Raw genomic sequence first — 16,128 nt, 5'->3', positions numbered from 1 at the left:
CAGGCCCCCATCGCGAGCTGAAGCTCCCTCCCACGGGTGCGTTTCAGGCTTCACGCTTCTGTGGGAGGCCGCTTTAGCGGGCGAATGGCGCCGTCAGGCGCCCTGGTCAAGCCCCCGTCGCGAGCTGAAGCTCCCTCCCACGAGTGCATTTCAGCACCGTCGCGAGTTGAAGCTTCCTCCCACGACTCCTCAGGGCGATGTCATAGCGTTTCCAAAAGCTGTCTAGCCCGGGGCTGCCATTCGCCTTCAAGGGAAGCGGCTTGGGTAAGCGATGCTCTGGCGTCTGCAAGGCGCGCTTGCTGGTATTGTAAAATGGCCAGGTTGAGCCACGCAGCACCCATCTCCGGGTCGAGGCTCGTGGCCGTCTGGAAGGCGGCCAGGGCGGCTTCGGGCTGGCCATCGGCATACAGCGCATTGCCTAGCGCAAACTGCCCAGTAGGATTTTGCGGGAAGCGTTCACTGAATGCCTGCCAACTGCTCAGCGTTTTCTCTGATCCGTGCTGCTCTTCAAAGGCACTAATGGCCTCTAGCGCATTGCGCGCCGTGACACCTTCGGGCAGCGTGCCCGGCTGGCTGACCACGAACCCCCAGCGCTGGCTGCGGGCCCAGGTGGCATCGAAGCGGCTGAACGACAGGCGATGGCGCTCGATCTCGCCGCTACGCAGCAACAGCGTTTCATCGGGCAGGTCGTAGCCAATGGCTACCGCGTAGTGCCACATGGGGAAGGCGGGCAGCGCCAGGTTCTGCATGACCACCACCGGGTCACCCGCCGCCAGGTGGCCCAGCAGGGCATCCATGGTGGCGCGAATGGGGATCGCCAGCCGCTCCTGGCGACGCACCGTGGCCAGCATTTCCGGTTGCACGCTGCCATCTCGCCCCGGAATGAACACCTGGGGGATCAGCTCATCGACGCTGGTGTCCACCCCTTCATGGGTCAGCACCATGGCCAGGGTGGCGGGGCCACACTGGTACTCGGTCTGGGCGAAGAACGGCACGTCTTGCAGCTCTGCTTGCGGCGGCAGGTCACGCTGGGTGCTTTCCAGCAGCACGGGGGCGCGGGCACAGCCACCAAGCAGCAGTACCAACGCTAAAACGCCCGCAGTGCGGGCGTTGAACAAGCGGTGGAGCAGGCCGAGGCGCTTAGCGGGTAAACGGATAGACATCGGTCAACCCGAGAATGTCGGTGATCAGCAGAATGATGAAGACCGCAAACAGGGCTCCGATCACGCCCGCACCGGCCGGCAGTTCTTCCAGCTGTTGGGCCATCTGTTGCGCTTCTGCATCACTCAGCGCCGCCACACGGGCTTCCACATCGGCGGGGTTCACACCCTGCTTTAGCAGTTGATCCTGCACATCGGCACGGGCGAGGATTTCATTGATACGCTCGCGGTCCGCACCGGCACGGTCGCCTGCTAAAACAGACTGCGTCGATACCAGATCCATGCCTTGAGGCGCGGTGGGTGCCGCCACGACGGGCAGGCTGGCCAGCACTAACGCAGCAATCAAAAGGGTCGAGAGGTAAGCACGCACTGTTTTCATCGTCTTCTTCCTTAGACTGGTCGGGGAGCAAGCGTTTTTAGCGCTTGAATCAATAGTATAGAAACAAACGTCAAGAGATTTAAGACAAAATGGAAAAGTGCTAATTATTTGCACTAATCCGGTAGGTCCAGGGGGTTTCGGAGAGAATGCCCCGGGCGCCTGCCATGCTCATGGCCAGGTCGTGAAGCCCGGCCCAAAGCGGCACCGGCGATGCTCCTTTCACGGCCAGATCCAGCCGCTGGGCCATCAGCAACAGTTTGTGCAGCCGCTTCATGGGTAGCCGCTGGATGGCTTTCTGATACGCCGGGCGGCGCTTGTCGAAAATCATCGGCTTCTGGCTTTTGCAGGCGTGCTCGAAGCTTTGCCCTTGATCCAGATGCTGATGCAGCGAGAGCAGGGTGCGCAGCTCGCGGGTCAGTGCCCACAGCACGATAGGCGCTTCCACGCCTTCGCTTTTCAGGCCGTTGACGATGCGCGAGGCACGGCTGGGCTCCCCCTTCAGGCAGGCATCCGCCAGGTTGAAGACATCGAAACGCGAGCTGTCTTCCACGCCCTGGGCGATGCTTTCGACCCCCAGGCGGGCCTGGGACGGGTGCATCAGCGCCAGTTTCTGCAGCTCCTGGTCGGCGGCCAGCAGGTTGCCTTCGGTGCGTTCGCCCAGCAGCCTGGCGGCGTCCAGGTCGAGCTGCAGGCCATGCAGGGCCGCCCGGTCACGTAGCCAGTAGCCCAGCCGCGAGGCATCGACCGGCCAGACCGGCACGAACAGGCCGTGCTTGTCCAGCGCCTTGAACCAGGCCGACTTCTGCTGTTTGGCATCGACCTTGCCCATGCTGATCAACAGCAGGTCATCGCTGCCTTCCATCAGTTCGGCGTACTGGGCCAGCGCCTTGCTACCATCCTGCCCCAGCTTGTGGTTGCCCAGGCGCAGCTCCAGCAGCTTGTTGGATGCGAACAGCGACAGGTTGCTGGCCGTTTCCAGCAGCCGCCCCCAGGCAAAGTTGGGCTCCACATCGAGCACTTCGCGCTCTTCGATACCGGCCTGGCGCGCCGCTGCACGCACCGCATCGCAGGCATCGCGGTGCTGCAACGGCTCGTCTCCTGCCACGATGACTGCCTTGGGCAGCTTCTTGGCCAGGGCCGCAGGCAGCTGGTCGGCAAATACCTTCACCGCAGCGCCTCGAGATTGGCCAACCGCTCGACGATTCGCTGGGCCAGCTGGCGAGTCAGGGTCTGCTCGGCTTCTTGGAACAGCGTCTCGCGGTTCAGCAGGTCGTCATCGCTGACGCGAATCCGCGTGCTGGTACTCAACGTGGCGTTGTTCAGAGCGTAGGCATTGGTTTCCCGCTGCTGCACCGACAGCGACGTACTCAGCGTCAGCTCATGCTCACGGCTGGCACGGCCATCGGTGCCAATGCGCCGCTCCTGAAGGGAAGGAGTGCCCAGGGTGACGCGCCAGGGCGCGCCGTTTTCCACCTCAGTGCCCAGCTGCTGCAGGCGGGTGCGCAGCTGTTGGGCGAGGGTGCTGTTGGCATCCCCCTCCAGGGCCAGCGGCGGCAGGTTGGGCATGGAGTCGGTGCCGCGCAGGCGGAACCCGCAGCCGCCCAGCAGCGCCACCGCACAGGCGGCGCTGCCAAGGGTCAGGAAATGACGTCGATTCATCCGCTCACCACGATGTTGACCAGCTTGCCCGGCACCACGATCACTTTACGGACCGTCTTGCCTTCCAGATGGCGCTGGACGTTGTCGCTCTCCATCGCCAGTTTCTCGATGGCGGCTTTGTCGGCGCTGGCCGGGGCTTCCAGGCGAGCGCGCAGTTTACCGTTCACCTGTACTACCAGCTCGATGCTGTCGCGGGTGAGGGCGGCTTCATCCACCGCTGGCCAAGGCGCTTCGATGGCAGGCTGGGTGTGGCCCAGCTGCTGCCACAGCGTGTGGCACAGGTGCGGGGTGATCGGGGCCAGCAGCAGTACGCAGGCTTCCAGCGCTTCACGGCTCACCGCCAGGCCCAGCTCAGAGCGGTCGTCGAACTTGGCAACCGCGTTGGAAAGCTCCATCACGGCGGCAATGGCAGTGTTGAAGGTGGTGCGGCGGCCAATGTCGTCGCTGGCTTTCTTGATGGTCTCGTGGGTCTTGCGACGCAGCGCTTTCTGGTCGTCGTTCAGCGCGTCCACGTTCAAGGTGCCGGGGGTGCCCGCCGCCAGATGCTCGGTGACCTGACGCCAGATCCGCTTCAGGAAGCGGTGCGCACCCTCTACACCGGAATCGGACCACTCCAGCGACTGCTCGGGCGGGGCGGCAAACATCATGAACAGGCGCACGGTGTCGGCCCCGAACTTGTCGATCATCGACTGAGGATCGACGCCGTTGTTCTTGGACTTGGACATCTTCTCGATGCCGCCCATCTCCACCGGCTGGCCGTCGCTCATCAGCACGGCGCTCAGCGGGCGGCCTTTCTCGTCGCGCTGCACTTCCACATCGGCAGGGTTGAACCACTCCTTGCCGCCGTTATCCTTGATGCGGTAGAAGGTTTCGGCGATCACCATGCCCTGGGTAAGCAGCTGCTGGAACGGCTCGTCGGAATCGACCATGCCGAAATCGCGCAGCAGCTTGTGGAAGAAGCGGGCGTAGAGCAGGTGCAGAATGGCGTGTTCGATGCCGCCAATGTAGAGATCCACCGGCAGCCAGTAGTTGGCGCGCTCGTCCAGCATGGCCTCGTGGTTATCCGCACAGCAGAAGCGGGCGAAGTACCAGGAAGACTCCATGAAGGTGTCGAAGGTGTCGGTTTCACGCACCCAGCCGTCGCCCAGCTCGGAGAACTCGGGCATCTTCTTCAGCGGCGAGCCGGAGGCATCCACGGTGACTTCCATGGGCAGGGCCACCGGCAGCTCATCATCGGAGAGCGGCACGGTCTGGCCTTCCGGGCCGTACTTCACCGGAATCGGCGCGCCCCAGTAGCGCTGGCGGGCAATGCCCCAGTCGCGCAGGCGGTAGTTGGTTTTCACCTCGCCACGGCCCAGCTCGGCCAGTTTCGCGGCAATGGCATCGAACGCCGCCTGGAATTCCAGGCCGTCGAACTCGCCGGAATTGATCAGCGTGCCGTGCTCGGTGTAAGCGCCTTCGGAGATGTCCGGCGTGTTGCCGTGCTCGTCGGCGACCACCGGCTTCAGCTCGACGCCGTACTTGGTGGCAAACTCCCAGTCGCGCTGGTCGTGGGCGGGAACGGCCATCACCGCGCCGGTGCCGAACTCCATGAGCACGAAGTTGGCCACGAACACGGGCACTTCTTCACCGCTCAGCGGGTGGATGGCCTTGTGGCCGGTGGCCATGCCCAGCTTCTCCTTGGTGGCCATTTCCGCCTCGGAAGTGCCGCCCTTGGCGCACTCTTCACAGAACGCAGCCATCTCGCTGCTCTGCTCGGCGGCCTGCTTGGCCAGCGGATGGCCAGCGGCCACAGCCACGTAGGTGACGCCCATCAGCGTGTCCGGGCGGGTGGTGTATACCGCCAGCGGCTCGCAGGCGCTGCCATCGGCGGCTTTGATATCGAAGCTCAGCTCGACGCCACGGGATTTGCCGATCCAGTTGCGCTGCATGGTCTTGACCTGCTCGGGCCACTCGACGTTGTCCAGATCCGCCAGCAGCTCATCGGCGTAGTCGGTGATCTTCAGGAACCACAGCGGGATCTCCTTGCGCTCAACCGGCGCACCGGAACGCCAGCCGCAGCCGTCGATGACCTGCTCGTTGGCCAGCACGGTCTGATCGACCGGGTCCCAGTTCACCGTGGACATCTTCTTGTAGACCAGCCCTTTCTCCACCAGCTTGGTGAAGAACCACTGCTCCCAGCGGTAGTAGCTGGTATCGCAGGTGGCGAATTCACGGCTCCAGTCGTAGGCAAACCCCAGTGCCTTCAACTGATTACGCATGTAATCGATGTTCTGGTAGGTCCACTTGGCGGGCGGAACCTGATTCTGGATGGCGGCATTTTCCGCCGGCATGCCGAAGGCATCCCACCCCATGGGCTGCATGACATTTTTGCCCTGCATGCGCTGGAAACGTGAGACAACGTCGCCGATAGTGTAATTACGCACGTGGCCCATGTGCAGCTTGCCGCTGGGGTAGGGGAACATGGATAGGCAGTAGAACTTCTCGCGGTTGGCGTCTTCTACGGCTTTGAAGCACTGGTGCTTTTCCCAGTACTGCTGAGCATCACGTTCGATATCACGGGGGCTGTAGTGTGCGTCCATCGGTGTTTTCAAGGCCTTGGGGTCATTCGCCCAAAAAAGGGCGCAAAGTGAATAGTGGATGACGACTGTCAGATAAGTAACGTCGATTGTATCCTATGCCGGTGTATCCTTGAACGGCTAGCCGATGATAGGCAGCACCTGTGGCAACAAAAGGAGAGGACCCATGGAAAAACATAACGATCATCGCCTTCGCGAAGGCTACGAGCGCCTGCTGGAACGCATGCAGGATGGCGCCAACGAACTCACCTGGGAAAACCTGCAAAAGGATTTGGACGACGCCGTTGCCTTTGAAGCCGAACTGGAAGAGTACACCAAGGACGAGCTGGCCCTGCTGCGCGCCTGGGTAGAGCGCGACCTGAAAGACATGCGCTACTACATGGCCGATACCGGCAAGCAGGTAGCCAGCTGGCTGGGCATCGACCTGGACCGGCTTTCCCGCCGCGTGGCAGAGTCGCTGCTTTCCATTGCCGACCGCAGCATCGTCGAGCGGGAGCGCTTCGAAGACGATCTGGAAGCCGCCCGTGCCGACTACTGCGAAGGCGAAATCGCCGCGCCGGGCCTGATGGCCTGCACCCACTGCGACGCCCAGGTGATGCTCAACGAAGTCGCCCGGCTGGAGCCCTGCCACCAGTGTGGCCACCGCTACTTCTACCGCTTCCCCAACAAGATCATCGAAACCTGAGCCGCCTTACAGGCCCAACCAGGCGCTCAAGCCTGCTATCGCGCCCAGCGACAGCAGGCTCATGAGCGCCGCGTAGGGCAGGTTGTTCTTCATCATCTGGTAGCCGCTGACCCCATAACGCCCCTGTAACGAGAGGTTGATACCGGAAAGCGGCCCCACGCTGGTGCCCACCGCCCAGGCGCTCAGCCCCACGAACGCAAACAGGGTTTGCTCCGCTCCGCTGAGGCTGAGCACCGAAGCCAGCACCGATACGCCAATGATCGGGTGCAGCCCCACCAGCGCGCTCAGGGCAATGGCTGCAAAGCTGGCCATGGCCTGGGGCGCACCAAACCGCGCAAACAGCGTCCAGGCATCGCCTGCCGCTGCGGCCACCAGCGTGGAAAGCCCCACGGTCAGCAAGCCCGCCGCCAGAAACAGCGAAATCTCCCCGCGCATGGCCGGTAACCGTGTGACGGTGTGCTGACGCAAACGGCGCAGGGTAAAGCGCGGCCCCGCAGGCAGGTTGCTCAGCAGCGCCACGCCGGGAATCAGAAAGGTAATGATGCTGACGATGCTCAGCGCAGGCGTCAGCCAAACATGGAACAGCATGACCAGCGCCGCCATGCCCGCAGGCATGAACAGGCTACGCGGCGATAGCGAAAAGCCATCCACCTCGCGCAAATCGAACCGCCGCCGTAGCTCCCAGGTGGTAAACAGCCCCGCCAGCATGGCCAACGGAAACCCCACCACGGCAATCTGCGCGTACTGCACCTCTGGCGCCAGGGCGATGACCACCGCCATGGAGGCAAAAAACGGCGACCACAGCGCCGCGCTGCTCAACCCCCGGTTCAACGCCAACAGCTGCGGCGTGGTCAACGGCCCGCGCCGGGCCAGCCGGTCGCCCACCATCAGCACCGTGGAAAGGTTCAGAATGGTGCCCAGAAAATGCACCCCCAACCAGGTACGCAGCACGCCCGCCGCCCCCGTCAACCGCCTGCCCGGCGCACGCTTGTTGCCCTGGGTGCCGATCAGGGAAATAAAGCTCACCCCCACCAGCATGGTGGCCACGAACACATTGCCCTGCAGCATGGCAGGCCAGTCCACCGCCGCCCCATACACCGTGTGCGCCACCACCAGCATCGTAGCCCCCAGCGCGCTCAACACCCCCGCCTGACGCCGCGAACGCCGAGGAATCTCCCGCCACAGCAACGCCACCGCCGCCCACAGCAGATAGCTCACCCCCTGCGCCGCCGCGAAAGCCCCGGTAAAGCCCACCACCTGCATCAACAGCCCCAGCAACAACAACCCACCCGCCACCCGCTGCCGCCTCGTCGTCTCTTGCATCGCACACCCTTACTGGTTGAGTTAGCAGGCTAAGCTGCTTTGCAAAAGAAGGCCAGCAGCAAGAGCGAGGGAAGAGGTGAGACAGCAGATGCTGGGGATGCACCATGTGAGAGATGGCAGATTCGGGGGATAACAGATGTGAGAAATGACAGCGGTGCGAGCTGACATATGTGAGAGATCACAGTTGTCAGAGTTGGACGGTGTGGGGAAAGGGCAGGCATGTCAGATGAAAGATGTGGGAGGACGCTTCAGCGCGCGACGATCAAGCCACCAACCCAACGATAACGCCTCCAACACCGACAACGCCTCCAACAACGATAACGCCTCCAACAACGATAACGCCTCCAACAACGATAACGCCACCAACAACGATAACGCCACCAACAACGATAACGCCACCAACAACGATAACGCCACCAACCCCGTAGCGCGGCGTAACGAGCAAAGCGAGGCACCCGCGAAGCACCGCAACGCGGTGCCGATAAAGCCACCCAAGCCAATCACAAAGCAAGAGACCACTTCAGCCCGCAAAGATCAAACCACCTAGCCAGCCAACCCCGTAGCGCGGCGTAACGAACGAAGTGAAGCACCCGCGAAGCACTGCAACGCGGTGCCGATGCAGGCACCCAAGTCACGAAAAAATTTTCGCCAGATAGGTGACCTAAGCAGATTTTATGAATAGAGTATGATTGAGCAGGCAAAACGAGCGGGCAAGATAATAGGGGATATGTAGCCTGATCTAATTGAGTGTTTCTTAAAATCAATAGGTTAGGTGGTTTTTGGGGCTGTATAACATCAATGACTGTGATCGCTTAGTTATTGGGGTTATGTAGCGGGCTATATAACCAGTGTTATGTGTAAGGAGAGCATGGATGCAATTTCAAGCCATCCCAATTATCCGAATCTTCGATGAAGCCAAGGCCAAAGAGTTCTACCTAGAGTTTCTTGGCATGTCGCTGGATTGGGAGCACCGCTTTGAAGCGGGCTTTCCTATCTATATGCAGGTTTCCCGCGGGGATCTGGTCTTTCACCTTAGTGAACATTCCGGTGATTGCACTCCCGGTTCCAAGACGTTCGTGAATACAGATGAGCTTGAGACCTTGCATCACGAAATCACGTCTCGGGATTATAGGTACTCTAGACCGGACATTACGACAGCGCCCTGGGGCGACAAGGTGTTCGAAGTGGTAGATCCGTTTTCAAATAGAATCCTGTTCAATGAACGCACCATCACATAACCAGGCGCTCTTGTCGGACAATTTCTCCACCGCTTCGCGGCTACAAAATTGCCGCAAAGCTCTACGTTATGTACTCAAATGTTCGAGATGAGCTACAAGATTCCATGTACAGAATGTGGAGTAATGGTTTTGCCAAGTACCGCAGAGCGTATAGGCGGATTTTGCATGTCCTGTAAAAATGGTACCCGTAGGAATATTGAAAAAGTTCAAGAGTGCTGCAAAAGAGAAGGAGAACTCAATAAAACTTACCCCTTCCATGAGTTGTGTAGAGAACTAGTCGTTAAAGTCTACAAACAAGAAGCTCTGTCGGATGACGAAAAATTGTATTATTCCGTTAATACGCTTGGCGGCGAAGTCTACAACGGTGGCTTTGTTCAATATTTCGAAAACTCTTCTGGCGAGCACTATCGTGATGCAGAGCTTGGCATTTTTCTTTTGGAAAAAACCAACTCTTTAAGGTTGTCGATACCGTGTTAATTTAATGCTTGAGTAATGGGTAGTATCTAAATTGGGAAGTGCAATTTTTATTGAATGGGATAGATAATGATCGTCGGCCTGCTTTTACGAAATATAAAATGTTACAAAGGCATAAATTTCATACCACTTGTTGATTATGAGACTGAAACAGTAACTATACTGACTGGAGGAAACGGGGTAGGGAAGTCAACAGTGCTAGAATCAATAAACTATATCTTGAATTCTCAAGATGTAGTTGAGTGGGAAATTACCATTGATGAGAAAAAAGACAGAGGGTTTGTTTGTCCTGTTTTTCTTGTAGATTCAGAAGATTTTGCTGATGATCCTAAGAAAAAGAAAATATCAGATGTCTTTTGGAATGCAGATTTAGCTAAATTTCATCAACATGGGGACTGGGTAAAAGATTTTATTAGTTGGCGAGACAATTTAAGAGAAGTGACGGATACTTCCAAGAAGTTTCTGATTCCTATTGGGAGAACTAGCAAAAACGATATTGTTTTCACATCCACTTTTCATAGCTTGATAGAAAACAGAAAGGTTGATGGTATGTCGAAATCTTACTTTAAGGATTTGCTATCAAGAATACTCGGATTGTATTCTTATATATACATACCCGTGGAATCATCAATAAAGAGCATACTTTCAATCCAAGCAAAAGAGATGCAAGCAATGATGGACAAGAGGATAATAGATGAAATAAAAGGAATTTTAGAAAAAAAGTCAAGTGCAAAAGAAAGCATAATGGATATTATAAATAAAAACCTTCATGAGTACATAGATGGCTTGAATTCCAAATTCCATGATGGTTATAAATATCAGCCGCGAGGCTTGAAAAAGAATCTATCTACAATCGACGTAACTAAACTAGTTGTCAAAGAGTTTTTTGAAAATAGAATCCTAACAAAAAATGGCAAACTTATAACAAGTCTAAGTTCCGGGCAACAGAGGTTGGCATTGATTGATGTAGCAACAACCATGTTGTCTTCTGATAACAATTCAAAGTATATTATACTATCAATAGATGAGCCTGAGGCATCACTTGAGGTGTCTCAAAGATTAAAGCAGTTTAACAGGCTTTCAGAGCTCTCAGATAAATTTGGTCATCAATGTTTTTTTACTACTCATTGGTACGGGATGTTATTGAAGCCATTTAACGGCCATTTAGTTCATATTAGAGATGATGAGCAGCCACCAAATATTAAGGGCTTTCGTCTTGATTCTTTATTTGGCAAACGGAGTGATATCCCTGATGATATTGAGCTTAAAGGCTTTTTTGATTTCATGAGTTCATTGATATCTACAATGAAATCAAGTGACGAAAATTGGATTATATGTGAAGGGGTTGAGGACGCAATATATTTAAAGTGCTACCTACACAATAAGGTTAAAAATTTAAACATAATACCTTTTAATGGCTGTGGAAATATCAGGAAATTGTTCAGGTTTTTAGAAATTCCCTTTTTAGATGATGCAGAAAGAAGCTCTATAAAAGGAAGAATTATGTGTCTTGTCGATACAGACGAAAGAAATTTGATCATAGAGCAGACATATAAGAATTCTTCTTATGGGAAGAAGCTTAACTTTTCTAGAATTTCAATAAATAGAGAAAAAGACGTTTCATCTATAGTTAGCATAGCAAACCCAAATGCCATAAATACAGAAGTTGAGGATCTATTGCACGTAAAGCCTTATACCGAAACTATTTTACATCTGAGTAAGATGCAGTTAGAAATATCGAGTGAGTTGGCCGAATTTTTAGAGCTTTATAAAGTTGATTATACGAATCATAAGCATGCTAAAACAAGTAGAGGGTTAGGTCCTTTCAAGCCAAAAAATATGGAGGGACATGAGAGGAAAGATGAGTTTGTTGCTTTCCTAAATAGTAATAAAATGAAAATGGCAATAGCAAAGAGTTACCCGCAGTTTCATAGCCAACATGAGTCTGAGATTGGGGAAATGGGATGGGTCAGTGACATAGTGGATTTTTTTTTAAAATAGAAAGCTGATTTTTCGAAAATGAACATAGGTTGCCAAAATTGAAAAATCTACTCTTGTTTTTTTTGAAAATAAAAAAAGCCGTTATTAGGTAAAGCCAAAAAAGGGCTTATAGGCCAAGGCCCTGTGCCGCAGGGCCAGGCTCAGCGTTGTGCGGCAATCATAACACATAGTGATGAGCCAGATTGAGATAGTTTGGATGCAGAATTTTATAAAGCCCAAGATCAACTGGATAAAAAATTAGAGAGTTTCGCAATTGAGGTTAGGTTGGTAAATAATGCATAATAAGTCAAAGCGCTAAGCTTGGTAAAGCTGTCACCTTTTTTGTTTCATAAAAGCTGCCATTTCCGCCAAGCCGGTATTTGAGGCCTTAAATATATCCAAGTTGGGAGTGTTAGTTGGAAATATTTATGGGGTGGATCGACATAACCCCGGATTGAGTAGCGCTAAACTTTAGAGTCCAATCCTATGCTAAGGAGATGGGACATGAAGAGGCGTTTCAGCGAAGAACAGATCATTGGCTTCCTGGGCGAAGCCGAGGTGGGACTGCCTATCAAGGCACGGCTTCTCAGAGGCCAGTTACTATCTGTGGCGCAGGCGACGTCGGTTGTACTGCTGATGAGAGTAGGCGTCTGCATCACAGTGGCAGGGGGATAAATGTGAAAAAAGTGCTAATGAGTGCCTGTCTTCTAGGGAAAAGTGTCCGATACGACGGTGGTAGCCTACCGGTACATGATCAAATCGTGGCGCGGTGGATGTCTGAAGGCCGAGTGGTATCTGTTTGCCCAGAGGTGGAAGCAGGCATGAGTATTCCCAGGGAGCCTGCGGAAATCTTCGAGGGCTGTGGAAACAGTGTGTTAGACGGTAAGGCCGACGTCATGGAAAAAGGCGGCCACATTGTGTCTGATAGTTTTATTGCTGGTGCGTCGGTGGCCCTGGAGCTGTGCAAAAGGTTTCATATTGAAATAGCCGTGCTGGCTGAGGCTAGCCCCTCCTGCGGCAGTTCATTCATCTACGACGGTCACTTCTCAGGAAATAGGAACCCTGGGATGGGGGTTACCGCTGCGCTGTTGCGCCGACACGATATTCAGGTATTTAGCCAGCATGAAATCGAGGATGCTAATAAGGCACTTGACGCAACAAGCCCACCACCCACAAAGGACACGCATGCCCTACGAACTCGATAACCGTCTGGTCATTGGCGTTGCCTCCAGTGCGGTCTTTGACCTGAGCGAATCCGATGCCGTCTTTCGCCGCGAGGGGGAGGAGCAGTACCGCGAATATCAGGAAAAGAATCTTGAGGTTCCGCTCCCCAAGGGCATCGCGTTTCCGTTTATCAAGCGGCTACTGGCGTTGAACGACTTGAGCCCCAGCCCGGAAGACCCGCTGGTGGAGGTGGTGCTGCTGTCACGCAACGACCCGGATACCGGCTTGCGCGTCATGAAAACCATCGAGCACTACGGGCTGGGCATTACCCGGGCGATCTTCATGCAGGGGCGTTCGCCCTATGAGTACATTCCCGCGTTGAACATTGCGCTATTTTTGTCTGGCCACAAGCCAGACGTGGAGGCCGCCATTGGCAGCGGGCACCCGGCGGGGCAGGTGCTGGATTCCATGTTTGACGACGATGAAGACGACCAGACACTGCGCATCGCTTTTGACTTTGATGGCGTGCTGGCGGGCGACGAATCCGAGTCGGTCATGCAGGCATCAGGTCTCACGGCCTTCCACGATCATGAAGTAAAGAACGTGATGCAGCCCCACCATCCTGGGCCACTGAAAGAGTTCTTGGTACGCATTTCAAGAATCCAGTCGGCGGAAGAAGCGTACAAGCAGCAGCACCCCGAGTATGAAAACCGTATACGCGTGTCGATTGTCACGGCCCGCAATGCGCCTTCTCACGAACGCGCCTTGAAAACGCTGAAAAGCTGGGGCGTCATGGCCAACGATGCGTTTTTCCTCGGCGGCATTGAGAAGGGCAGGGTGCTGGGTGTGTTGAAGCCGCACATCTTCTTCGATGATCAGTCTGGTCATTTGCAGTCCGCCAGTGCGGTGGTGCCTTCTGTTCATATTCCGTTTGGTGTCACCAACCAGCCCAGAGCGAAGGCAGACGAGCTTGCTGCCGGGAACTGACCCTATTTACTTTACAAGTTGGGAACCGACATGACCCTGATGACGCTCCTGTTATTCATACCTGCATGTTTTGCCCTGAACATGGCCCCCGGCCCCAACAACCTGCTCTCCATGGCGAATGCCAAGCGATACGGCATACGGGTGGCCTGCTATGCCGGGATGGGGCGGTTGGTGGCCTTCGTGGGCATGATTACATTGGCCGCTACCGGGTTGGCCACCGTGCTGCATACCTCCGAAAAGGTGTTTCTCGCCGTCAAAATCGTCGGTGGGCTGTACCTCTTCTGGCTGGCGTATCAGCTCTGGAACGCAGACCCAGCAGAAGGCGATAGCGAGGCGCCGGGTGGCAAAAACCTGCTTCAACTGGCGAGACAGGAGTTCCTGCTGGCAGCGGGCAACCCCAAAGCCATCCTGATCTTTACCGCGTTCCTGCCCCAGTTTGTCGACCCTGCGGGTTCCGTAGGGCTTCAGTTCCTGATACTCGGGGCGCTATTTCTGATGCTGGAGTGGGTCGCCATCGCCGGTTACGCGTTCTTCGGCAAGGCATTGCGCCACTGGTTCTCGCGCCCCTCCATGCGGCGCCTGTTCAATCGAGTGTGTGCCGGGTTATTGGGAAGTGCGGGAGCAGGGCTGCTATTGGCCCGCCGTGAGTGACAATGTTGCTGGGTGCATTTCGCTCAGCTCAGTGGCGCGGCCTCGCGGGTGCCTCGCTGATCGCTCGTTACCACGCGCTACAGGGGTGGCTGCCCTTGGTGGCGCGCCGTGTGCGGCTTTGTTTCGCCAAAGGGTTAAATTGACTGACTTGGTGATGGTAGCTAGCCAGTGCTAGATATGGAAATGGAGTGCTGACATTGAAAGGATTATTTTTCCCCGTGCTTGAAACTGCGCGGTTGATACTCAAACCCTTGGCCATCGATGACTCGGATAGCCTGCTGGAAATCTTTTCTGATCATGAGGTCATGCGATACTGGAACACTGCACCTTGGGCAACGATTCAGGACGCCATTGATTTCATTAATGGAAGTCATGAGTCGATGCGCCGTGAAGTGTCGCTGGTGCTCGGCGTGTATGTGAAGTCGACAGGTGAGTTGGCTGGCAAGTGCATGCTGTTCAGCTACGATCAAGCATCCAAACGGGCTGAAATCGGGTTTGGGTTGGGCCGTTCATGCTGGGGGCAGGGGTATATTCATGAGGCTGGCGAGGCGTTGATTCAGTACGGCTTCAACTCATTGGGGCTCCGGCGGATTGAAGCAGAGATTGACCCAGAGAACCAGGCGTCAGCGAAAGCACTAGGTAAGCTCGGGTTTTCTCAAGAGGGGCTGCTAAGGCAGCGCTGGGAAGTCAATGGCGTTGTCTCTGACTCGGCAATGTATGGGCGCTTGGTCAGTGATCTTCCCACATAGCGGATGGCGGTGTCCGCCCGCTGGTGGAGCCTGGATGGCTGCCTACTTTTCTATTGGTGGCGCTGCCTCGCGGGTGCCTCGCTGATCGCTCGTTACCACGCGCTACGGGTGTATTACCTTGGGTAGCGGGTAGCATCGTCGTGAGGCGATGCGCTCATATCACGCGCTTTCTCGCAGTATTTCAATGATCGTTTGCCTTAGCCAGTTGTGCCCGGGATCGCTTTCTCGCCGTGAGTGCCAGACCATGTCGTATGCAAACGGGTCGATGGGGTAAGGGGGCGCGAAGAGCTGCAGCGGTGAGTCTTCCAGAAATAGATCGAAGCTGCGCTGGGCGGTTGTCACGATCAGGTCGGTGTTGGCCACCACACGGCTGGCGGCGCCCCAGTGGGGCAAAGTGATGGCGATCCGGCGGGTGACGCCTTCGCGATGCAGCGCGTTCTCTATCTCGTTGCTTTCACTGCTGTGCATGGCCACCAGCACGTGGGGCCTCGAAAGCCACGCCGTTTTATCCAGGCTGCCTGTGCTGGGCAGTGTGTTTTTATCCGCCGCACAAACGAAGTGTTCGATGAAGAGCGTATGGGTGCGCAATTCATCGGAAAGGGGCGACGGGAACACGCCAAACGCCATGTCGATCTCTCCATCATGGACCCCTGCCAGCATCGAGGCTCGGCTGCCTTGCGCGACTTGAAGCTCGACCCCCGGGGCGTCGGAGCGCAAGCGCTGTACCAAGCCCGGCAGAATTACCCGAGAGCCATAGTCCGACATGGTCAGCCGAAACACCCGCTTTGCCTGGGCGGGGTCGAAGGCGGGCTGGTCGAGCAGTGCGCCGAGCTGATGCAGCGCTTCCGTCAATGCCGGTAGCAGCTCGCTGGCGCGAGAAGTGAGCTCCAGTTTGCCTGTTCGTCGCACCAGCAGCGGGTCGTCAAAGATGGCACGCAGGTGGGCGAGTGCATGGCTCACGGCAGGTTGGCTTTTATGTAAGCGGCGTGCTGCTCGCGAGACATGCTTTTCCACCAGTAGCGCGTGTAGGGTAACCAGCAGGTTGAGATCGATGCGTCTTAAATTATTCATAGCTCGAATAGTTGAAAATAAAAAAAGGA

The 16,128-nt window shown here is 55.9% G+C and carries 16 protein-coding genes and 1 pseudogene; 10 read left to right on the top strand and 7 right to left on the bottom strand.

What is annotated here, in order from left to right; genetic code table 11:
• Positions 1 to 200 precede the first annotated feature (200 nt).
• The 5 genes from LG409_RS10105 to leuS all read right to left on the bottom strand — a co-directional run bounded on the left by LG409_RS10105 (position 201) and on the right by leuS (position 5,780).
• Positions 201 to 1,163: a PA2778 family cysteine peptidase gene (locus tag LG409_RS10105; protein ID WP_227406587.1), complete on the bottom strand. Its 963-nt coding sequence runs from the start codon at positions 1,161 to 1,163 to the stop codon at positions 201 to 203.
• Complete coding sequence (locus tag LG409_RS10100; protein WP_039179822.1) at positions 1,141 to 1,539, bottom strand: PA2779 family protein; 399 nt, start codon at positions 1,537 to 1,539, stop codon at positions 1,141 to 1,143. The genes LG409_RS10105 and LG409_RS10100 overlap by 23 nt, the downstream gene beginning before the upstream one ends.
• 100 nt (positions 1,540 to 1,639) lie before the next feature.
• Positions 1,640 to 2,707 (bottom strand): DNA polymerase III subunit delta, encoded by a 1,068-nt coding sequence (gene holA / locus LG409_RS10095; RefSeq protein ID WP_227406586.1) that lies wholly within the window; start codon positions 2,705 to 2,707, stop codon positions 1,640 to 1,642.
• Positions 2,704 to 3,198: an LPS-assembly lipoprotein LptE gene (locus tag LG409_RS10090; RefSeq protein ID WP_096922839.1), complete on the bottom strand. Its 495-nt coding sequence runs from the start codon at positions 3,196 to 3,198 to the stop codon at positions 2,704 to 2,706. The genes holA and LG409_RS10090 overlap by 4 nt, the downstream gene beginning before the upstream one ends.
• A complete protein-coding gene (gene leuS / locus LG409_RS10085; protein ID WP_227406585.1) occupies positions 3,195 to 5,780 on the bottom strand; it encodes a leucine--tRNA ligase in 2,586 nt (861 codons plus the stop codon). The genes LG409_RS10090 and leuS overlap by 4 nt, the downstream gene beginning before the upstream one ends.
• A 163-nt stretch (positions 5,781 to 5,943) precedes the next feature.
• Between leuS and LG409_RS10080 the strand changes: the two genes are divergently transcribed.
• Positions 5,944 to 6,462, top strand: coding sequence for a zinc ribbon-containing protein (locus LG409_RS10080; protein ID WP_039179834.1), 519 nt, complete (start codon positions 5,944 to 5,946; stop codon positions 6,460 to 6,462).
• Positions 6,463 to 6,468: 6 nt separating this feature from the next.
• On the opposite strand, the gene LG409_RS10075 is transcribed toward LG409_RS10080, so the two are convergent.
• Positions 6,469 to 7,785 carry a hypothetical protein gene (locus tag LG409_RS10075; RefSeq protein ID WP_227406584.1) on the bottom strand — a complete coding sequence of 439 codons (1,317 nt, stop codon included), beginning with the start codon at positions 7,783 to 7,785 and terminating at the stop codon, positions 6,469 to 6,471.
• 226 nt (positions 7,786 to 8,011) lie between these two features.
• Here LG409_RS10075 and LG409_RS10070 point away from each other — a divergent pair, with 226 nt between their 5' ends.
• From LG409_RS10070 to LG409_RS10030, 9 genes and pseudogenes are all read left to right on the top strand, one after another.
• On the top strand, positions 8,012 to 8,332 hold the full coding sequence (locus LG409_RS10070; protein WP_227406583.1) for a hypothetical protein: 321 nt from the start codon (positions 8,012 to 8,014) through the stop codon (positions 8,330 to 8,332).
• A gap of 325 nt (positions 8,333 to 8,657) precedes the next feature.
• On the top strand, positions 8,658 to 9,023 hold the full coding sequence (locus LG409_RS10065) for a glyoxalase superfamily protein (protein WP_227406582.1): 366 nt from the start codon (positions 8,658 to 8,660) through the stop codon (positions 9,021 to 9,023).
• A gap of 87 nt (positions 9,024 to 9,110) precedes the next feature.
• Positions 9,111 to 9,500: a DMP19 family protein gene (locus LG409_RS10060; RefSeq protein WP_227406581.1), complete on the top strand. Its 390-nt coding sequence runs from the start codon at positions 9,111 to 9,113 to the stop codon at positions 9,498 to 9,500.
• A 66-nt stretch (positions 9,501 to 9,566) separates the two neighbouring features.
• Entirely contained in the window at positions 9,567 to 11,498 is a 1,932-nt protein-coding gene (locus LG409_RS10055; protein ID WP_227406580.1) for an AAA family ATPase, read from the top strand.
• A 483-nt stretch (positions 11,499 to 11,981) separates the two neighbouring features.
• Positions 11,982 to 12,096 (top strand): annotated as a pseudogene (locus LG409_RS10050) (transposase); the annotation flags it as partial.
• A 73-nt stretch (positions 12,097 to 12,169) separates the two neighbouring features.
• Positions 12,170 to 12,682 (top strand): DUF523 domain-containing protein, encoded by a 513-nt coding sequence (locus LG409_RS10045; protein WP_264477634.1) that lies wholly within the window; start codon positions 12,170 to 12,172, stop codon positions 12,680 to 12,682.
• The gene (locus LG409_RS10040; protein WP_227406579.1) at positions 12,663 to 13,628 is read left to right on the top strand and encodes a 5'-nucleotidase; all 966 of its coding nucleotides are present in this window, start codon (positions 12,663 to 12,665) and stop codon (positions 13,626 to 13,628) included. The genes LG409_RS10045 and LG409_RS10040 overlap by 20 nt, the downstream gene beginning before the upstream one ends.
• A 30-nt stretch (positions 13,629 to 13,658) precedes the next feature.
• On the top strand, positions 13,659 to 14,279 hold the full coding sequence (locus tag LG409_RS10035) for a LysE family translocator (protein ID WP_227406578.1): 621 nt from the start codon (positions 13,659 to 13,661) through the stop codon (positions 14,277 to 14,279).
• A 188-nt stretch (positions 14,280 to 14,467) separates the two neighbouring features.
• Positions 14,468 to 15,028, top strand: a complete 561-nt coding sequence (locus LG409_RS10030) for a GNAT family N-acetyltransferase (RefSeq protein ID WP_227406577.1) — start codon at positions 14,468 to 14,470, stop codon at positions 15,026 to 15,028.
• Positions 15,029 to 15,187: 159 nt separating this feature from the next.
• Here the strand turns inward: LG409_RS10030 and LG409_RS10025 are convergent, their stop codons facing one another.
• On the bottom strand, positions 15,188 to 16,099 hold the full coding sequence (locus tag LG409_RS10025) for a LysR family transcriptional regulator (protein WP_227406576.1): 912 nt from the start codon (positions 16,097 to 16,099) through the stop codon (positions 15,188 to 15,190).
• Positions 16,100 to 16,128 lie beyond the last annotated feature (29 nt).

The sequence above is a fragment of the Halomonas sp. NyZ770 genome (assembly GCF_020616575.1).
Classification (GTDB): Bacteria; Pseudomonadota; Gammaproteobacteria; order Pseudomonadales; family Halomonadaceae; genus Vreelandella; species Vreelandella hamiltonii.
Note: the sequence above shows the minus strand (reverse complement) of the source record. Positions and strands in the feature narration are given on the sequence as shown.